This is a genomic window from Mycobacterium heidelbergense (assembly GCF_010730745.1).
In the GTDB taxonomy this organism is placed as follows: domain Bacteria; phylum Actinomycetota; class Actinomycetes; order Mycobacteriales; family Mycobacteriaceae; genus Mycobacterium; species Mycobacterium heidelbergense.
In genome coordinates this window covers 1,608,932-1,627,106 of record NZ_AP022615.1, presented here as the reverse complement: position 1 = coordinate 1,627,106, position 18,175 = coordinate 1,608,932, and the positions used below count along the sequence as shown (strand labels likewise).

At 67.3% G+C, this 18,175-nt stretch carries 18 protein-coding genes; 9 read left to right on the top strand and 9 right to left on the bottom strand.

Translation table 11 applies throughout. The features are described 5' to 3' along the window. The first annotated feature begins 23 nt into the window (after nt 1-23). Complete coding sequence (locus G6N25_RS07775) at nt 24-677, top strand: L,D-transpeptidase family protein (RefSeq protein WP_083076011.1); 654 nt, start codon at nt 24-26, stop codon at nt 675-677. Here G6N25_RS07775 and G6N25_RS07770 read toward each other — a convergent pair. Both G6N25_RS07770 and G6N25_RS07765 read right to left on the bottom strand, forming a co-directional pair. After that, entirely contained in the window at nt 667-1,161 is a 495-nt protein-coding gene (locus G6N25_RS07770; RefSeq protein ID WP_083076010.1) for a nuclear transport factor 2 family protein, read from the bottom strand. The two genes, G6N25_RS07775 and G6N25_RS07770, sit on opposite strands and share 11 nt — an antisense overlap. Then, the gene (locus G6N25_RS07765; RefSeq protein WP_083076008.1) at nt 1,148-1,768 is read right to left on the bottom strand and encodes a TetR/AcrR family transcriptional regulator; all 621 of its coding nucleotides are present in this window, start codon (nt 1,766-1,768) and stop codon (nt 1,148-1,150) included. The genes G6N25_RS07770 and G6N25_RS07765 overlap by 14 nt, the downstream gene beginning before the upstream one ends. 38 nt (nt 1,769-1,806) lie before the next feature. Between G6N25_RS07765 and G6N25_RS07760 the strand changes: the two genes are divergently transcribed. The 3 genes from G6N25_RS07760 to G6N25_RS07750 all read left to right on the top strand — a co-directional run bounded on the left by G6N25_RS07760 (nt 1,807) and on the right by G6N25_RS07750 (nt 5,587). After that, nucleotides 1,807-3,033 carry a hypothetical protein gene (locus G6N25_RS07760; RefSeq protein WP_083076007.1) on the top strand — a complete coding sequence of 409 codons (1,227 nt, stop codon included), beginning with the start codon at nt 1,807-1,809 and terminating at the stop codon, nt 3,031-3,033. A 164-nt stretch (nt 3,034-3,197) separates the two neighbouring features. Then, nucleotides 3,198-5,120, top strand: a complete 1,923-nt coding sequence (locus G6N25_RS07755; RefSeq protein WP_163672401.1) for an Hsp70 family protein — start codon at nt 3,198-3,200, stop codon at nt 5,118-5,120. Nucleotides 5,121-5,200: 80 nt separating this feature from the next. Next, nucleotides 5,201-5,587 (top strand): hypothetical protein, encoded by a 387-nt coding sequence (locus G6N25_RS07750; protein ID WP_083077151.1) that lies wholly within the window; start codon nt 5,201-5,203, stop codon nt 5,585-5,587. A gap of 14 nt (nt 5,588-5,601) precedes the next feature. Here the strand turns inward: G6N25_RS07750 and G6N25_RS07745 are convergent, their stop codons facing one another. Next, nucleotides 5,602-6,231: a DUF3060 domain-containing protein gene (locus G6N25_RS07745; RefSeq protein WP_083077149.1), complete on the bottom strand. Its 630-nt coding sequence runs from the start codon at nt 6,229-6,231 to the stop codon at nt 5,602-5,604. A 46-nt stretch (nt 6,232-6,277) separates the two neighbouring features. Here G6N25_RS07745 and G6N25_RS07740 point away from each other — a divergent pair, with 46 nt between their 5' ends. Continuing rightward, nucleotides 6,278-7,315 carry an NADP-dependent oxidoreductase gene (locus G6N25_RS07740; RefSeq protein WP_083077147.1) on the top strand — a complete coding sequence of 346 codons (1,038 nt, stop codon included), beginning with the start codon at nt 6,278-6,280 and terminating at the stop codon, nt 7,313-7,315. Here the strand turns inward: G6N25_RS07740 and G6N25_RS07735 are convergent. Continuing rightward, nucleotides 7,312-7,950: a hypothetical protein gene (locus tag G6N25_RS07735; protein ID WP_083077160.1), complete on the bottom strand. Its 639-nt coding sequence runs from the start codon at nt 7,948-7,950 to the stop codon at nt 7,312-7,314. The two genes, G6N25_RS07740 and G6N25_RS07735, sit on opposite strands and share 4 nt — an antisense overlap. A 123-nt stretch (nt 7,951-8,073) precedes the next feature. Here G6N25_RS07735 and G6N25_RS07730 point away from each other — a divergent pair, with 123 nt between their 5' ends. Beyond that, nucleotides 8,074-8,511: a MarR family winged helix-turn-helix transcriptional regulator gene (locus tag G6N25_RS07730; RefSeq protein WP_083077158.1), complete on the top strand. Its 438-nt coding sequence runs from the start codon at nt 8,074-8,076 to the stop codon at nt 8,509-8,511. A gap of 128 nt (nt 8,512-8,639) precedes the next feature. Next, the gene (locus tag G6N25_RS07725) at nt 8,640-9,476 is read left to right on the top strand and encodes a glycoside hydrolase family 16 protein (RefSeq protein ID WP_083077146.1); all 837 of its coding nucleotides are present in this window, start codon (nt 8,640-8,642) and stop codon (nt 9,474-9,476) included. A gap of 6 nt (nt 9,477-9,482) precedes the next feature. Here the strand turns inward: G6N25_RS07725 and G6N25_RS07720 are convergent, their stop codons facing one another. After that, entirely contained in the window at nt 9,483-11,000 is a 1,518-nt protein-coding gene (locus G6N25_RS07720; protein ID WP_163672588.1) for a glycosyltransferase family 39 protein, read from the bottom strand. A 188-nt stretch (nt 11,001-11,188) separates the two neighbouring features. On the opposite strand from G6N25_RS07720, the gene G6N25_RS07715 reads away from it, so the two are divergent. Both G6N25_RS07715 and G6N25_RS07710 read left to right on the top strand, forming a co-directional pair. Next, entirely contained in the window at nt 11,189-11,860 is a 672-nt protein-coding gene (locus tag G6N25_RS07715) for a GAP family protein (protein ID WP_083077155.1), read from the top strand. Nucleotides 11,861-11,889: 29 nt separating this feature from the next. After that, complete coding sequence (locus tag G6N25_RS07710) at nt 11,890-12,570, top strand: GAP family protein (RefSeq protein WP_083077144.1); 681 nt, start codon at nt 11,890-11,892, stop codon at nt 12,568-12,570. Between the two features lie 82 nt (nt 12,571-12,652). Here the strand turns inward: G6N25_RS07710 and G6N25_RS07705 are convergent, their stop codons facing one another. The 4 genes from G6N25_RS07705 to G6N25_RS07690 all read right to left on the bottom strand — a co-directional run bounded on the left by G6N25_RS07705 (nt 12,653) and on the right by G6N25_RS07690 (nt 18,174). Then, nucleotides 12,653-12,991, bottom strand: coding sequence for a DUF732 domain-containing protein (locus G6N25_RS07705; protein ID WP_083077141.1), 339 nt, complete (start codon nt 12,989-12,991; stop codon nt 12,653-12,655). A 983-nt stretch (nt 12,992-13,974) separates the two neighbouring features. Next, complete coding sequence (locus G6N25_RS07700; RefSeq protein WP_083077134.1) at nt 13,975-15,885, bottom strand: DUF7159 family protein; 1,911 nt, start codon at nt 15,883-15,885, stop codon at nt 13,975-13,977. A 255-nt stretch (nt 15,886-16,140) separates the two neighbouring features. Further along, nucleotides 16,141-16,719 (bottom strand): Panacea domain-containing protein, encoded by a 579-nt coding sequence (locus tag G6N25_RS07695; RefSeq protein WP_158084934.1) that lies wholly within the window; start codon nt 16,717-16,719, stop codon nt 16,141-16,143. Nucleotides 16,720-17,253: 534 nt separating this feature from the next. Further along, nucleotides 17,254-18,174 carry an SDH family Clp fold serine proteinase gene (locus G6N25_RS07690; RefSeq protein WP_083077125.1) on the bottom strand — a complete coding sequence of 307 codons (921 nt, stop codon included), beginning with the start codon at nt 18,172-18,174 and terminating at the stop codon, nt 17,254-17,256. Between the last annotated feature and the right edge of the window lies 1 nt (nt 18,175).

The following is an 18,175-nucleotide window of genomic DNA, read 5'->3' as shown; positions in this document are numbered from 1 at the left end:
GGCGCGCCCCGACGATTGAATCCATGCGCCGACTGCTAGCTTCGCTGTGCGCCGCGGCGTGCCTGATGTGCGCGCCCCTGGTGCCGGCACCGGTGAGCGGCGCGGCCACCCCGTGGTTCGCGAACTCCGTCGGCAATGCGACGCAGGTGGTTTCGGTGGTCAGCACCGGGGGTTCCAACGCGACGATGGACATCTACCAGCGCACCGCCGCCGGGTGGCAAACCCTCAAGACGGGCATCCCCACCCACGTCGGTTCCGCGGGCATGGCGCCGCAGGCCCGCAGCGGGGTCCCGGCCACCCCGATGGGCGTGTACACCCTCGACTCCGCCTTCGGCACGGCGCCGAATCCCGGTGGGGGACTGCCCTATACGCAGGTCGGGCCCAACCACTGGTGGAGCGGCGACGACCACAGCCCCACCTTCAACTCCATGCAGGTCTGCCAGAAGTCGCAGTGCCCGTTCAGCACGGCCGCGAGCGAGAACCTGCAGATCCCGCAGTACAAGCACGCGGTGGTGATGGGCGTCAACAAGAACAAGACGCCGGGCGGCGGTTCCGCGTTCTTCTTCCACACCACCGACGGCGCCCCCACCGAGGGTTGCGTGGCGATCGACGACCCCACGCTGGTGCAGATCATCCGCTGGCTGCGGCCCGGCGCGGTGATCGCGATTACGAAGTAGCGATCGCGCGGCCGGGCTTGATCGTGAAGTTCATGCCCGCCAACGACATTGTGGCGTCGTAGGTTCTGTCGTAGCCGGTGCCGCTGATCTTCCAGCCGGCGTCGGTGCGCCGGTAGGTGTCGCGGTAGAAGGCCGCGCCGATCAGCATGAAGTCGAACTCGGCGACGATGACCCGGTCCTGCAGATACCAGTTGCCCGTTGCGGTGTCGCCGGTGACGGTGATGTCCGGATGCGTCACGCGGTGTTCGGTGATGACGTTGGGGCCGAGCGACGTGCGCATGTACTCGACCAGGTCGGCGCGGTTGGTGAAGTGCAGCTCGTTGCCGATCGACGGGCCGTAGTCGGCCGTGATGTCCTCGGCCAGCGTGTCGGCGAAGTCGTCCCAGTGCTTGGTGTCCAGCGCGCGCAGGTAGCGGTATTTCACCTGTTTGATGGCTGCGATGTCTGCGAAGTCTTGGGGGCTCATCACGTCATTGCAGCACACGGGTGACCATGTCGATCAGGGCGCGTCGTTCCAGGCTCCAATCGATGGCCGTCCCGGTGATCATGTGCGCCAGCACCACACCCCGCAGGGTGGCCCAGATCACCTCGGCGACACCGGCGTTGGCCGGGTCGTCGGTGATCAGCCGGCCGAGCTGGCCGATCGCGGAGTTCATTTCGAGCAGATGGCGCCGCGACGACGCGCCCGGGCCGCCGCGGGTGGCGCGCAGGATCTCGAAGGCGGCCATCGACGTGGGGCTGCTGTAGCAGGCCCACGCGGTGTCGACGACGACCTCGATGCGCTCGCGCAGCGGAAGCTCGCTGACGTCGGCCGACGACAGGCTCTCGATCAGCCTGTCCACCCCGTCGTCGACGACGGCCATCAACAGGCCGTGGCGGTCGCCGAAGTGGTACTGGATGACCCCCCACGTCACGCCCGCGCGTTCGGCCACGTGCTTGGCGGTGGCGGCGGCGAAACCTTCCTCCACGATGCAGCGCACCGTCTCGTCGATGATTTTCGCGCGGGTGTCGTCGCCGCGTTTGCGCGGCGCGCTGGTGCACCGGGTCGGGGTGACCGGGCGCCCGGGCGTCGGGCCTGCGGTGATGGGCATTGTTGACTTTATAACATAGTCGAGTCTATTTTTGGCACGTGGCCCAATCCCGATACGCGCGGCTGTCCCGCCAGGACCTCGCCGTCCTGGTGCCCGAACTGCTCTTGATCGGGCACATGATCGACCGTTCCGGCATGGCCTGGTGCATCAGCTCGTTCGGCCACGAGGAGATGGTGCAGATCGCCATCGAGGAGTGGGCGGGCGCCAGCCCGATCTACACCGGGCGCATGCAGCGGGCGCTGAACTACGAGGGCAACGACGTGCCCACCATCTTCAAGGGCCTACAGCTCGACATCGGCGCCCCGCCGCAGTTCATGGACTTCCGCTACACCATCCACGACCGCTGGTACGGCGAATTCCACCTCGACCACTGCGGCGCGCTGCTCGACGTGGAGCCGATGGGCGAGAAGTACGTCTTCGGAATGTGCCACACCATCGAGGATCCGACGTTCGACGCCACCGCGGTGGCGACCAACCCGCGCGCACAGATGCGGCCCATCCACCGGCCGCCGCGAGTGCCCTCGGATCGGCATCCGCACTGCGCCTGGACCGTGATCATCGACGAGTCCTACCCCGAGGCCGAGAGCATTCCGGCGCTGGACGTCGTTCGCCAAACCCGCGCCGCAACATGGGAATTGGATCCCATCGATCCGTCGGAGGAGGGGCGGGCGGACTACTCGGGTCCGCTGTTGTCCGATCTCGACTTCGGTGCCTTCTCGCACTCGGCGCTGGTCCGCATGGCCGACGAGGTCTGCCTGCAGATGCACCTGCTGTATCTCTCCTTTGCCATCGCGGTGCGCGCCCGCGCCGCCGACGACGCCGAGGCCGTCTCGGTCGGCACCCGCGGCCTGACCGGCCTGGCCGGGCTGGCCGCCGAGCGGATTCACCGCGCTCTGAAACTTCCCGGCGGGATCGAGGGGACGCGCCGGGTGCTCGAGTTGCACCCGCTGCTCAACCCCGCGGGCTACGTCGTCGCCGAAACGGCGGGGAACCGGCTGGTGGTGCACCGGTCGCCGGCCCACGACGACCGCGGCTGGATATCGCTGTGCTCGCCCGGATCCGTGCAGCCGCTGCAGGCGATCGCCACCGCGGTGGATCCGCGCCTCGAATTTCGGGTTAGCGGGACGAACACGGACTGGACCGCGGAGCTGGTCGAAACCGACGCCCCGGCAACCGAACTACCAGAGGTGTCGGTGGCCAAAGTCAGTGGTGGGGCGTCATTTCAGTTCCAGCCGAGGCGTTCGCTGCCGCTGACGGTGGTGTAGCCCGACGCGAGCCGACGCGATTTGTCAAGGGGTTTCTGGTACCGCTTAGGTGACACAATCGCATCGAGCCAGTACCAATGACGTTGCAAGCCATCGGCTTTCCGCGTGTCCGCGGCTATGGTTAACGCTGGCCACCGACCTCTATAGACGAAAGCTCTCGCTCTATGTACGACCCACTGGGGTTGTCGATCGGGACCACGAACCTGGTCGCTGCGCGTAATGGAAACCCACCGGTTTCGCGCCGTGCTGTGCTGACTCTTTATCCGCACTGCGCGCCGAAAGTCGGGCTGCCCGCTGAAAACTCGAACCTGAGCGAGCCGGGCGTGCTCATGCGCGGCTTCGTGGAGCGCATCGGTGATTCGGTGGCGCTGGTGTCGGCCGACGGGTCCGCTCACGACCCGGACCTCCTGATGGTGGAGGCCCTCGACGCGATGGTGCTGGCCGCCGGCGCGGACGCGGCTTCGTCGGAGATCTCCATCGCGGTTCCCGCGTACTGGAAACCGAGTACCGTGCAGGCGCTGCGCAACGGTCTACGAACGCATTTGGGCTTCGTCCGGAGCGGCATGGCGCCCCGCCTGGTCTCGGACGCGATCGCCGCGTTGACCGCGGCGAACGCGGAGCTGTGCCTCGCCGCGACGGGCGTGGTCGCGCTGCTCGATTTCGGTGGCGGCGGCACGTCCGCCACCTTGATCAGCCTCGCGGGGGACTTCGAGCTCATCAGCCCCACAATGCGTTACGCGGCCTTCTCCGGTGACGAGATCGACCACGCGCTGTTGCTCAAGGTCTTCGAGGAGCTGGGACACGGCAGCGGCATCGACCCGGCCAGCACCGCCGGGGTCGGTCAACTCGGCCTGCTTCGGGAGCAGTGCCGTGAGGCCAAGGAGCGGTTATCCACGGAAACGGTGGCCGAATTCGCCGCCGAGCTCGGCGGGCGCAGGTGCAGCATGAGGCTGACGCGAGACGAGCTGGGCGACCTGATCCAGGACCGGCTGTCGGGCTTCATCTATGCGTTCGACGACATGCTGGCGCGCCACAAAAAGAGCTGGGCGGACCTGTCGGCGGTGGTCACCGTCGGCGGTGGCGCCAGCATTCCGCTTGTCACGGAACGTCTTTCGGTGTACTCCCGCAGACCGGTGGTGAGCCCGTCGCAGCCCGCGTTCGCGGCCGCCGCCGGCGCCCTGCAGGTGGCCTCCCGCGGTGAGGAGCTGGATCTCCGGACACGCACATCCATCAGCCTGCTCACGGCGGCCGCCGCCAGCGAGGTCGTCGACCTGCCGGCCGGCGACGTGCTGGTGATCGACGCCGAGGCGCTGACGGATCGCGAGTTGGCGTGGTCGCAAACCGAATACCCCGGTGACATTCGGGTGCCGTACAGCCCCGCGGCCTACGACGAGGACGGTCCGGCCGGCTGGTCGATGCGCCTGAACGTGATCGACGAGCCACCGGAGCGATCCTGGCGGCGGGTCCGGTTGTCGCAGTTGATCATCGGGATGTGCGCCGCGGTCGCGATGACCGCGATCGGCGGCGTGGCCTACACGTTGTCGGGCATAGAAAACCGCGAGGCCCCACCGGCGCCCACCGTCGCCCCGGTGCCGGTGCCGCCGGTCAGCTCGCTGGTGCCAAGCCCGGCGCCCCCGCCGCCGCCCCCGACGCCCGTGCCGGCGCCGCCCAGCGCCGAGCCGGTCCCCAGCCCCGCGCCGCCCAGCGCCGAGCCGGTCCCCAGCCCCGCGCCGCCCCCGCCCCCACCGCCGCCACCGCCGCCGCCGGTGATCGTGACCACGGCGCCGCCGCCGGTCTACACCCCGCGGCACACCGCACCGCCGGCGACTCAGGCGCCGACCACGACGGCGACCACCACGCCTCCGCCCCCGCCGCCGACCACGACTGACACGCCGCCCCCGCCGTCGACCACCGCGACCCCCACGACGACGGTGCCGATGACGACGGAGTGGATCCACGTCCCGCTGTTGCCGGTGCCGATACCGGTGCCGGTTCCGCAGAACCAGGCCCCCCAGGCGCCGCAGTATCCGCAATACCCGCAGTACCCGGGGAACTCGCAGAACCCGTTCCTCAGCCCCGGCTACTGAGCGCGGATCGGCGCCCGTGGCGGCCGGCGCCCGCTGAGCGCACACTGGCCAATAGCGCCGTGACTGCGAGGAGGCCCCGCATGAGCGAGTACGGTCCGTTCGGGTTCGATCCGGACGAGTTCGATCGGGTGATCAGGGAGGGCAGCGAGGGACTGCGCGACCTGTTCGACCGGGTGGGCAAATTCGTCGCCGGTCCGGGCGCCCGGACGGGTTGGTCGGCGTTCGTCGAGGACCTGTCGCGGCGGCCCCGCCCGGCGCCGGAGACCGCCGGCGAGGCGGGTGACGGGGTGTGGGCCATCTACACCGTGGACGCCGATGGCGGCGCCCACGTCGAGCAGGTCTATGCGACCGAACTCGACGCGCTGCGCGCCAACAAGAACAATGTCGATCCCACGCGCAAGGTGCGCTTCCTGCCCTACGGCATTGCGGTCGGCGTCCTCGACGATGACTCGGAAGAGCCGACGTAACACGGGCTCGCTATTCAGCCCCGCTGCACCACGTTCGAATCGCCGGCGTTGCTGATCTTGGGTATGCCGGAGTGGTAGATGACCTTGTTGTTGAAGCCGGAGGCGTCGATGCTGTCGACGGCATCGACGTCGATCGAGTTTTGGACGCCGGACACGGTGAGGCGCGCGCAATGGCCGGTGATCACCACCGTGTTGGACACCCCGCTGACGCTGACGACGCTGCCGTTGCAGCCGATCGTCCGATTCTCGCCGATACCGGAGACGCTGAGGCTGCCGCCCGTCGGCGGGCCCGGGCTGCTCGGGCCGCCCGACGGCGGACCAACCGTCCCCGTGATGGTCGACCGGACGCCCGAAAGCTGGTGCGCGGCGAAGGCGGCGACGCCCCCCGCGACGGCTATCACGGCGATGACGACGAACGTGCCGAGGATCCACCACATCCGGTTGCCCGAGGGGGGTTTGGGAGGTGGCCCCGGGAACGGGCCGCCGTAGGTCCACGGACCGGGCGGCGGCGGGCCCGCGGGACCGGGCGGATACGCGTAACCGCCGGAGGGCTGGGTCTGGCCCAGTTCGGATGCGTGTGCGGCATCGGCCAGCGGGCGCTCGAGCTCCCGGATCCGTTTTTCCGGGTCATCCTGCGGGTCCATGCACAGATGCTCCCACCGGCGGGCTCCGATGGGTAGTTTCAGCAGCGTGCCCGACTTGCCGAACCGCCAGATCCTGCTGCGCCGACGTCCCACCGGGCTGGTCGCGCCCGGTGACACCGAACTGGTCACCGCGCCGGCGCCCGAGCCCGCCGAGGGTGAGGCGCTGGTCCGGACCACCTACGTCGGCCTCGACGCCGCGGTGCGCACCTGGCTGAACGACCAGCCCGGCTACCTGCCGCCGGTGCAGCTGGGCGAGGTCATCCGGGCGGCCGGGATCGGCGAGGTGGTCTCGTCGCGCTGTGACGCCTACGAGGTCGGCGACGTCGTCACCACGCTGACCGGTTTCCAGGAGTACGTGATCGTCCGCGACGACGTGTTCAGCACGCCCATCCCCGGCAGGGCCCACCCAGCCGAGAAAGTCGATCAGCTGGCGGTGATGTCGGTGTACGGCCCGACCGGGGCCACCGCCTACATCGGGATGATGGACATCGGCCGGCCCCAGCCCGGGGAGACGGTGGTGGTGTCGGCCGCCGCGGGCGCCACCGGGTCGGTGGCCGGGCAGATCGCCAAGATCGCCGGCGCGCGGGTGGTGGGCATCGCGGGCGGCCCGGAGAAGTGCCGGGCGGTGGTGGAGGACTTCGGGTTCGACGCGTGCATCGACTACAAGAACGAGGATGTCGCGGCGGCGCTCAAGCGGCATTGCCCGCGCCGGGTCAACGTCTACTTCGACAACGTCGGCGGGCCGATCCTGGACGCCGTGCTGGGCCGCCTGGCCACCAAGGCGCGGGTGGTGCTGTGCGGGGTCATCTCCAGCTATCTCAGCGGGCAGCACCCGGGACCGGCCAACTACGTGAACCTGCTGTCCAAGACCGCGCTCATGCAGGGGTTCAACGCGCTCGACGAGTGGGGCCGCTTCGACGAAGCCCATGCCGCGCTTCGCCAGTGGGAGAGCGAGGGCCGGATCAAGGCGCGCCAGACCGTTTTTGAGGGCGTCGACTCGTGCGTCGACGCCCTCAACGGCCTCTTCACCGGGGCCAACATCGGCAAGATGTTGGTCAAGCTGAGCGAACCGGCTTCGGGTTAACCCTCGCCGAGCGCGCGGTGCAGCGCCTTCTTGGCCTCGGTCAGGGTTTCCAACACCTTGGTCCGGGTCTCGGCGAGCTGCTGCTTCTGCTCGTCGGTGCCCGTCCAGGTGATGGTGCGGGCCAGCCCCGCGATCTCGAAAAGTTCCCTGCGAATCTTGAAGACGTCGCCGAACTTGGCCGCCCGCCCCAGGAAGGCGTGCGCGGTCTCGCTGCTGACGCCGCGCCAGGCCAGCAGGTTCCGGCCGAGTTCGGTCAGGGTCGCCACGCCGTTGTCGACCGTGACGACGCCGCGGCCGGCGAGCAGCCCAATGGCGAGCTCCGCCACGTCCTGCGGCGGGGTGAACGCGCCCTCGGTGGCGTCGGACACCCGCTGCACGACCTGCGCGGCGTCGGCCGGCCCGTCGAGCAGCAGCGCCGCCGTCACGAACGCGGCTCGCTTGAGGCGGTGCCGACCGCCGGGGCCGAAGCCGCCCTTGAAGCCGGGGCCGCCGAACCCGCCCTGTCCCCAGCCCTTTTCGCCCCAACCGCCAAAGCCGGGACCGCCAAAGCCGGGCCCACTGAACCCAGGCCCACCAAAGCCGGGACCGCCGAATCCGGGTCCGCCGAATCCGCCGAAGAATCCACCACCAGACATCGCTGTCGTTCCTTTCCATTCCACATGAGGACTATCAAGCTCCTTGATACCACCGGACGCGGCGATGTCAAGAAAATTGATTTGCTTGCGGAAAACCACGTCGCGCATGCCAGCATGTGGGGCATGAGTCAATCGCCTGAGGAGCCGCTGGGGTTTCTGCTCTATCGCGTGGTGGCGGCGCTGCGGCCCGAGGTGGCCGCGGAACTCAAGCCGCTGGGGCTCGGACTGCCGGAATTCGTGTGCCTGCGGATCCTGTCGAAGCATCCCGGGCTCACCAGCGCCGAGCTGGCTCGCGGCACCAACGTCTCCGCCCAGGCGGCCAACCAGGTGCTGCACGCGCTGGAGGGGCGCGGCGCGATCACCCGTCCGGCGTCGAGCCCGGCGGGCCGCGCCATGCCGGCCGAGCTCACCCGCAGCGGCAAGGCGCTGCTCAAGCGTGCCGAGGCCGCCGCGCACGTGGCCGACCAACGGATCTTGACCCGACTGACCGCCGACGAGCAACGCCAACTCAAGCAGCTGCTTTACGCGGCGGGGACCCGCGCCGCGGGCGAGTGTGAATAGGGTGCGTGCCATCAGGCGAGATGCGGGCCTGCCCCGCCGCATGGTTTCATAACACCGTTTGCGAAAGTTGCCTTAGGGGGATCCGACCAAGTCTGGGTCCCGGCTGGTAGAGATTGGTGGTATTGCAGATGGATCGTCGCAGCATGTTGCTGACCACGGGGCTCGGCATGCTGGCGGCCGCGGCCGCGACCCCCATCCCGGAGGCCCACGCCGACCCGTCCCACCCGGCACCGCCGGAGGCGCCGTCGGCCGGTGGCGGCGGGCCCTACATTTTCTCCGACGAGTTCGACGGCCCGGCGGGCTCGGGTCCCGATCCGGGCAAGTGGACGGTGCAGACGTGGCAGGACGACGTGTTCCCGCCTGTCGCGGGGATATACCGCGACGACCGCCGAAACGTGTTCCAGGATGGCAACTCCAACCTCGTCCTGTGCGCCACCCAAGAATTCGGCACCTACTACAGCGGCAAGCTGCGCGGCAACTTCCGCAGCATGATCAACCAGACCTGGGAAGCGCGGATAAAGCTGGACTGTTTGTTCCCCGGCTTATGGCCCTCGTTCTGGGGTGTCAACGAGGATCCGCTGCCGGACGGCGAGGTCGATCTCTTCGAGTGGTACGGCAACGGCCAGTGGCCCGCGGGAACCACGGTCCACGCGGCGTCTAACGGGAAAACCTGGGAGGGGAAATCGATTCCCGGTCTGGTGGACGGCGCTTGGCACACGTGGCGAATGCATTGGGGCGAGAACGGATTCCAATTCTCGCGGGACGGGGCGCCGTACTTCAGCGTGCCGAACAAGCCCATCCACGTCCACGGCGGCGCCCCCGACGACATGCGCTGGCCCTTCAACAACCCCGGCTACTGGATGACGCCCATGTTCACGCTTGCGGTCGGGGGGGTCGGCGCCGGCGATCCCGCGCTGGGCACCTTCCCCGCGGCCATGCTCATCGACTACATCCGCATCTGGTAGGGAGCGCTATCGCGCCGAATTCTCAGCTTTGATCACCTGAACCAGGTTGAACTGCCAGCGCTCGACGAGCCGGAAGCCGAGGTCGTGCGGAACCGCGAACGCGGGTGTTGCCCCGTAGAGCGGGCCGGGCCCGAGCGCCGGACCCCGCTCGTGGGCGGGCATTGCCTTGTCGGCTTGGGTGATGATCCACACGACGCCGCACCGGCTTAACGGCTTGGCGACGACTTCCGGGATGAGGTTGGTGTCGAAGACTTCGCGGCGGTCCGTCGCCCGTTGCCACAGGGTCAGGTCGACCAGCTTCCGATAGGCGTCGGGCCGCGCGGCCAGCAACGGCCGCATCGGAGCGGGCATGAACGTCACCGTGTCGTTGACGAGCAGGCAATCACCCGGCCGCGCCTTGGCGACGATCAGATCGGCCACCTGGCTGTAGTCCATGCCATATTTGGCGTACGGGTTACGTTGTGCCCGAATGTAATTCGGCGCTGCCGCGACGGCCAAGAGGGTGACGAGCGCCGCCGATGCCCACGGTTTGACGGCCAGGGCGCCGATGCAGACGCCCAGGATCAGCGCCAGCGCGGGTGCGGTGAAGGCCAGGTAGCGCGGCGTGTAAATCGGGTGCACCGCGGCCGACCAGACCACGATCAGGGCGGTCGGCACCAGCAGCCACGCCACGGCAATGGTCAACAGCTGCCGGTCCGCGTCGGCGAGTTGCGCGGACGTGCCGAGCCACACGACCATTGCCGCCGCGACGATGAGCGCCGACAAGACCGCGAACGGGGGGCTTCTTTCGAAATACTGCTGAACCGCCACGTCCTCGATCGTGCGGTGCCCGATCGGTGCGATCCACTTGATCTGGTGGACTTGACCGACGACCTCGATTACGAACGGCGCCAGGGCGCACATCGTGAGCACCGACGTGATGGCGAACGGGACAAGGACCGTTCGCCGGCGCCGGAAGGCGCAGACGAAGATGGCGTGCGCCAGCAGCACCAGCGCGAGGTACATGTCAAGCAGGGTCGAGATTGCCAGGCCGATGCCGTAACACAGCCACACCCAACGGCTTTCGCGGCGCGCGGCGACAACAAGCAGCACCGTCAGCCACGCCGCGGCCATCATCGAAAAGGCGTACGGGCGAGCCTCGATGCCCGCCCACGTCGTCCGGGGCAGGATCGCGCAGACGACGCCCGACGTCACCGCGACGGTGCGTGACGAGAACTGCCTGGCCAGCACCACGATTCCCGCCGCGGCCCCGCCGACGGCCAGGCCGCTCGGGGCGCGGGACCAGAACTCCGTGGGCGGGAAGACCTGGAACCAGGCATGCATGAATGCGTAGTACAGGCCGTGGACCGCGTCGACGTTGCCCAGCATCTGCCACAGCTGGCCCAGAGATCGACTGTATGAGGCCGAAATGGTCGCGGCCTCGTCGTACCAGAAAGACGGTCGGGCGGCCCCGCCCAGGCTTAGTGCGGTGGCCAAGGCTCCGACGAGCAGCGGGTCGAGCGCAGCCGACGGCCGTGCCGGCACGCCGGCGCGAAGCGCACCACGGTCACGTCGTGATTCGCGGATGTCGGAGACGCTCACCGTCCGTTATGTTGCCAGAAGCGGGGCCGCTGGATGCCCAGGGTGGACGTCGCGCCGGAAAGGCCAATAGTTGTAAAACGGCAGTGGCTAATCGGTGCCCCCGCGTCCGGTCAATGCGATGATTGCTGCCCGTGGCAGGCAACTGGGGTTCCGTACTGACCAAGCTCATTCCGCTCGGGCTGGTCATCGCGCTTTCACCGATCACGGTCATTCCGGCGGTGCTGGTCTTACACGCGCCGCGGCCCCGGCCGGCCGGCCTCGCCTTCCTCGGCGGCTGGGTGCTGGGTCTGGTTGCCGTCACCGCGGCGTTCGTCGGGGCCTCCGACCTGCTCGGCGGTCTGCACCAGTCGCCGCCGACCTGGGCTTCGTGGCTGCGGGTGGTGCTGGGACTGGCGCTGATCGCGTTCGGCGTGTTCCGCTGGCTGAGGCGGCATCGGCACGGCAAGACTCCGGGCTGGATGCGTTCCTTTTCCCGACTCACGCCCGCGCGGGCGGGGGTGACCGGGGCGGCGCTGGTGGCGCTGAGACCCGAGGTGCTCCTCCTGTGCGCGGCGGCCGGCCTGGCGATCGGCACCGGCGGGCTGAGCGTCGCGGGCGTCTGGACGTCCGGCGCCGTCCTCGTCGTCGTCTCCGCGTCAACGGTTGCCGTTCCGATACTGGCCTATGTCGGGGCCGGTGACCGCCTCGATGATCCGCTGGAACGGCTCAAAGTCTGGATGGAGCAAAACCACGCGGCCATGCTCGCGGTCATCCTGGTTTTGATCGGCGTGATGGTGGTCTACAACGGCGTCCGTGCGCTGTAACCCGCTTGGCCGTGCGAAGATTGCTGACCGTGGCAGGCAGCTGGGGCTCTGTGCTCACCGGGCTCATCCCGCTCGGACTCGTCATCGCGCTTTCACCGATCACGGTCATCCCGGCCGTGCTGGTGCTGCAGGCGGCCCGGCCGCGGCCGAGCGGCCTCGCTTTCCTCGGCGGCTGGGTGCTGGGCCTGGCGGCGCTGACGGCGCTGTCCGTCGCGGCCTCCGACGCGCTCGGCGGTCTGCACCAGTCGCCGCCGGCCTGGGCGTCCTGGCTGCGCGTGGTCCTCGGGGCGGCCCTGGTCGTGTTCGGGCTCTACCGCTGGCTGACCCGGCATCGGCACACCGAGTCGCCGGCCTGGATGCGGTCGTTCGCCAACATCACCCCGGCGCGCGCGGTGCTGACGGCGCTGGCGCTGGTGGTGATACGGCCCGACGTGCTGCTCATCTGCGTTCCCGCCGGATTGGCCATCGGCGCCAGCGGGTTGAGCGTCGCCGACGACTGGATCGCCGCGGCGTTCTTCGTCGCCGTCGCCGCATCGACGGTGGCCATCCCGATACTGGCCTACACGGTCGCCGGTCACCGCCTCGACGACACGATGGCGCGGCTCAAAGACTGGATGGACAAGAACAACGCCGCGCTGATGGCGGGCATTCTGGTCGTGATCGGTGTGATGGTGCTCTACAACGGAATTCACGCTTTGGGCTGGCTGTAGCCTGGCTGTCTTTGTCTTGCCCACACGCGGGCCGGTTCCCGGCCGTGGTCCCGTTGGAGCCGTCAGGCCGTGCCGCCACGCCTCATGGGCACAGATCGATCCTGGCGTAGTTAATGAGGTCGTCGGCCTGTTGGACGGTGAGACCGTTGCTGCCCAGAGCGCCGTCGGAGCGTTGCAGCGCCAGGTCCCTCAGCTGTTGCGGCGTTGCCCCGTAACTCAGCTGGGTGCATAGCTTCAAGCCCGTCTGCAGCAGCGCCTGGTCGCCGCCGCCGACGTCGTGGATTCCGACGTTGTGCAGGTCATTGAGGTAGGCGGTCGCGTCAGCCCGCGCTGGGCTGGCCAAGACGATCCCGGCGACGAGAAGTGGGCCACCTACCAGTGCCGAGCCCACGAACTGGCCATAGCGCGTCGGTGCTGCCATAGCTGCATCTCCTTTGACTGTTTGCCGCCCCAAAAAAATTGGACGACGCATCCTTACATGAAAGCAGTTCAGCAAACGCACCGCGCGGTGAACGTGTGGGAAATTAAAAGCGGCGGGCCCGTCGTCTTTGATACGGCGCCGATGCGGTGATCAAACCGATCCCGCTGCGCACCGTCATCGAGGGCGGGTTCGCCCGCGACTTCGTCGTCGCCGCCTGTTGGCGCGATTGTTGGGCTCGTTGTAACCCTTCCAAGAATGGCCGGGTGCTATTCGCTGTCCGCCGGCAAGCCGAAACACCGGAATTCCACACGGTTTACCGTCAACACCGGCAGATGGTCGAACGCGACCACCAAGAATCGCTGGAATCCTAGCGGTCTCGCCCTGAGGTTCGTCGGGGCGCTGTTCGCTGCGGGCGCGTCGAGACTGCGGTGGTTGCGGCGCTCGAGCCTCAAAGCTAGCCGTGGGCGTAGGCTCGATGCCACCAGCGCAGACTCGTCGGCGTTGAACGCTGTCGGGTCCTGGGTGTCTGCGGATCAGGACGAAATGGGATGGTGTGCTGCGTCATTGAGAGAGCGTGAACCGCCGGACACGTCGTGGTGGTCACAGGTGTCACTCGCGTCTCGGCTTCGGAGGCACATACTTCTTTGCCCCGCCTTACAGCGACAAGTGCGGTGGGCTGTCGCGCGTAGGTGGGCACGTCGGTGTATGCAGGCCAGCCAGTGACCGATGTGACACCTGGGGATTGGCGCGCGACCTTGGGCTCACCGCGCCCCGACCGGGGCGCCGAGACTGCGGTGGGAGCGGCACCCGAGGCGAAAAGCCAGCCGTGACCGCAGACTCGATGCCACCAGCGCAGACTCGGCGCCAGCGGCAGGTATATCAACGACGACTTGCAAGAAGTGCTGAAGCCCTTGGCATCTGGCCAAGGCGATGGTCCAGCGCTTGCCTCCTAACGCAATGCGTTGGACGTGTCAGTGCGACGGCTACCGGTGGCCGCCGCCGCCACTCTCGGCGCCGCCACCAGAACTGCCACCGCTGCTAGAGCTAGAGCTCCCGCCGCCGCTGCTGGAACTCCCACCGCCGCTGCTGGAACTCCCGCCGCCGCTGCTGGAGCTCCCGCCACCACCGACCGGCCCGCCGCCTTCAGGAGGCGCACCTCCGCCGACCGGCCCGCTATTACCAGGAGGCGTACCCCCGCCGACTGGTCCGCCACCCTCAGGAGGCGCACCTCCGCCGACCGGCCCGCTATTACCAGGAGGCGTACCCCCGCCGACCGGTCCGCCACCTTCAGGAGGCGGGCCGCCGGGAGACCCGTGGCTCGGACCGGGACCAGTAACAGGTCCGCCGTCGTGGGGCCCACCGCCGCTGGGATTCCGGTGGATAGGGCCCGGGCCGTTAACGGGCCCTCCCGGGTTGCCCGGGAGGCCGCCTCCCCTGCCGCCAGGACCTTGTCCCGGAGGAGTTTGATGGGGTGGCGGCGAGTGCGGCGGGGTCACGTGGACCGGCGGTGGTTCAGCCGGTGGCGGCGAGTGCGGCGGGGTCACGTGGACCGGCGGTGGCTCAGCCGGCGGCGACGGGTGCGGCGGGGCCTGGACCACGGGCGGAGCAGCTGGCGGATCGGCCAGGTGAACCGGCGGAAGGGGAACCGGCGCTAGCGGTGGCATCACAAGTGGAACCGGCACTACCGGGCCGGCCGGAACCGGAGCCGGCGCGACAGGAGCCGCCGGAACCGGAGCCGGCGGGACAGGAGCCGCCGGAACGGGGGCAGCGGGGGCCGGGGCTACCGGCGGCGGCGCGTCCGCAGGCGGATTAAATTGCTTGGGCGCCACCGCTTTCGTGGCCGCTACTTGCCCAGGTGCAGGCGCGAATATCTGCTCGGCCGGCGCAATGAGATTGTGGAGCGGAGCGGGCAGCAAACCCACCGTCGTGTGGACGCCGACTGTCAGGGCTACCTCCAGCGCCAACGCCGCGCTAAAGCCGGCCACCGCCACCGCGCTTCCGACCAGCAGGCCGGGCCTTGGGCGGGGCTCGCGCTCACCCGGAGCGGCCAGGACGACAGTGGGGGCACCGGCTTCATCGTCTGCCACCGCGCTATAGGCGATGTCGTCCTCGCCCAGCTCGGCATCGACGACGCTCAGGTATTCGGGTATGGCACTCGCACCCGTGCCGGGGTCTTGTGCATAGGCCTGCGCGGCCGTCGACGAAGCGAACAACGGCGCATTCGCGGACGCCAGGGCCGCCCCGCGGGCCAGCGCCGTGTCCGGCTCTTCCGGCGCGCTCACGATAAGCGACGTCGCCTCTTCCAATTGCGGCTTGATCCGGGCGATGTCGACACCGGAGCCGATCACAAACAGGCCGCCCGGGCGCGTTGGCAGTTGGTCGAGCCCGGCGACCATCTCCATAAGCTCTGCGGTGGCAATCTCGCCGGACGTGCTGTTCAACTGTGCTTTGTGGATATCGGCGATAGAACCGTCGGAGGTCTCGACAACGGCCGAGGTCGCGGTGCCGGGCTCCACGAAAAGCACCGCGGTCCGCTCGTAACCCATTGCGCCGCCAACAAATTGGGTCAATGAGGTTGCGGCTAGAAACGTCGAGACCAGCATGACGTTCTCGAGCTTGTGGGCGGCCAGCGCGTCGCGCACGGCTTTCGCTTCGAGCTGGTCGGTGCATGCCACCCCGACGGCGGACAGCTCGAGGCCGGCACCGGCCGCGTCGTCGCGGGTCCCCAGAATGGCGGCGATCACTCGATCAGACGCGCTGACGGTGGGCGAATCGTCGGCAGCGGTGAGGGCGAACTCCGTCTCGTCCACCGTGGCGCCGTCAGCGTTTTCGCCTTGCAACAGCACCATCTGAACCGAGTCTGGCGCCATCGAGACTCCGAGCACGATATCCACGACCCATACCTCCCAGCATCTTGACGGCCAGCCACGGTCTGCGTGGAGGAGAAACACACGGACCGCTAACTGATCGTCGCCGGGGAAGCTGTAGCAGGACCCTGCCGAAGTTATGTAGGCCTTAAGAAGCTCAAGATAGGGAGCAAGACGGCGGAAGGCTCAGCGCTTTATGTCTCCAGGCTCGACCAGCTGCGAGGGGCGCGCTTTGGCAGTGCCAGCTAAGGAATTAATTGCGCGGGCGTTGCCAAGTGCTCGTCAGAATGGCGGTCCATCATCGTCAGTGTCTGGGAGGCTCCCTTGCAGTCGGAACCATTCCCGCATTGACGCCAGAGAGACCTTCCGGCGTGACCGCTGATCCGGGGCGAGCCCCTTACGAGCCTCCAGCCAAGGCAGTTGGCTGTGTGTAAGCTCGGCAAGTTGTCGTCCCGACCAGCCTCTATAGTCCCGGACGGTCCGCTTGACGATCTCGTTCAGTACAGAGTCTGAACGCACTTTTTTGGCGTCGCCCTGAACGTGCACCACGATTGTTCCGCCTTTGTGGTCTTGGTAAAGGCGATCAACGACTGGTCCGTTCTTCCAGGCTTCGATCGGTTCCTGGAAGGCCGGAAGTCCCGTCTCCGCGAGGTGCCGCCCTTCAATGAAGTAGCAGAGCTTCTGCAGCGTCCAGGCGTCGACAGGTTCAAGTTGCAGTTCTTCGAGGACAGCCGCGGCGACGTCTAGAACGGAAGGCCGCTTGCCTGTCACTGCATCTGGACGTCGGGAGATGATGCGCTCAATTACTTCTGGAGGTTCGTCCTCTTCGTAGAAGTCACTCCAATCTCGCGCGGTGCTCATATCCATCAGTGTGCACCACTGTCATGACAAATAAATAGCAGCATTGTCAGCGTAGATAGCAGCTAACCAGCGCAAACACATCCGGGTCGTAGTCGTACAACACGGCTTCCCACCTCCGGCTTCGGATGTACACCTCGATGATCCATCGCAGGCCACGATCCTCGTCCCAGTCGGTCCACGCGTTGAGCCCGGATTGGCAGATAAGTGCTTCGAACTTCGTCGGGATGGACTTTGTGCACATTAATAATCTTTTGCGCTGTGCGTTCACTGATGTGAAGGACGGCAACCCAGATTTTCGGCACCAAACGAGGCTAGCTCTGGGGTACGACGCTCTCTGTGTATCGCGATGTCCCTTCAGCCACCCATAGTGTCGCTCTCGTGCCCTTGGACGGTGGGTCGGACTTGTGCTGTGTCCGAGGCGCGCAGATGGAACCGGTTATGGGGCGCCGCAACGGGGAAGCTGGAGAAACCAGTGCTGCGCAGCCGCGCTGACCCTGGTCACGAGTCGTTAGCATGCGGCGGATGTTGTGCCGCTTAGGAGTTAGGGCTACGCACGATGTTCACCATCGATATCTGTGCGACGCCTAGTTGATTCTCGATGATCTTGAATGCTGGCGTCTCGGTGATTGTCTGGGCGCAAGCATGGTGAACCGTCAGCACACGCTCTTGTAGATCATTGTCATCTTCCAGTATCTCGACCGTGATGCCGAGATCGTTCGCTTTGGCGGCCGAGATGTGGCGATCGTGAGAAAGCGTGAGGGAATGGTCGGCAAGCTCATTGACAACTTTAGCGGCAGACGCTGTCGGATCCTCCGCGTCGGCGAACATGCCGCTCGTAAGCCAGTCGCCGACAATCCTGTTGGCCCAGCTGATCGATTTCTCGCACTCTCCCACGAGGGTTGGCGGGTACTTGGCGATGATCGGTTGCCACGTTGCGATGGTAGAAGGATCGGCCTTGATTTCGCGCTGCGCACGTTTGAACTCTTCGACGATGCCGTGCGCGGCGGCGCCATTCAGCTGAGGGTCGATCGGGCCGAGGCTCGAATGCTTGCCCATCACAATCGATTTAGCAGAAAGGGCGATCATGGTTCCAGCTGACATGGCTAGCTGGGGCACGATGGCTCGGATGTTGGTCCCGAACATCGATCGCAAGTAGTCGACTAGTGACTCGGTAGCCGCCACGCTGCCACCTGGCGTGTGCAAGATAAGGTCCAAGCCCTTTGAGCGATCCATTTTGTGGACCGTGGCCATGAATCCGTTTTTATCGCTGTCGTTTACGTCGAGCCCAGTAAGCCCTTGGTTGATCAGATGTTGCTTTTCGAGCCATCCCGAGTAATACAGAATCGTGTTGCGCTTGGTGTGCTCCGAGAGTTCCGCCAGAGCGCGCCGCCGTACGACATCGTGCCCCGATCCAGCCGCTCGAATCTGCGACTGGACTTCGTCCCAGCTAGGCACT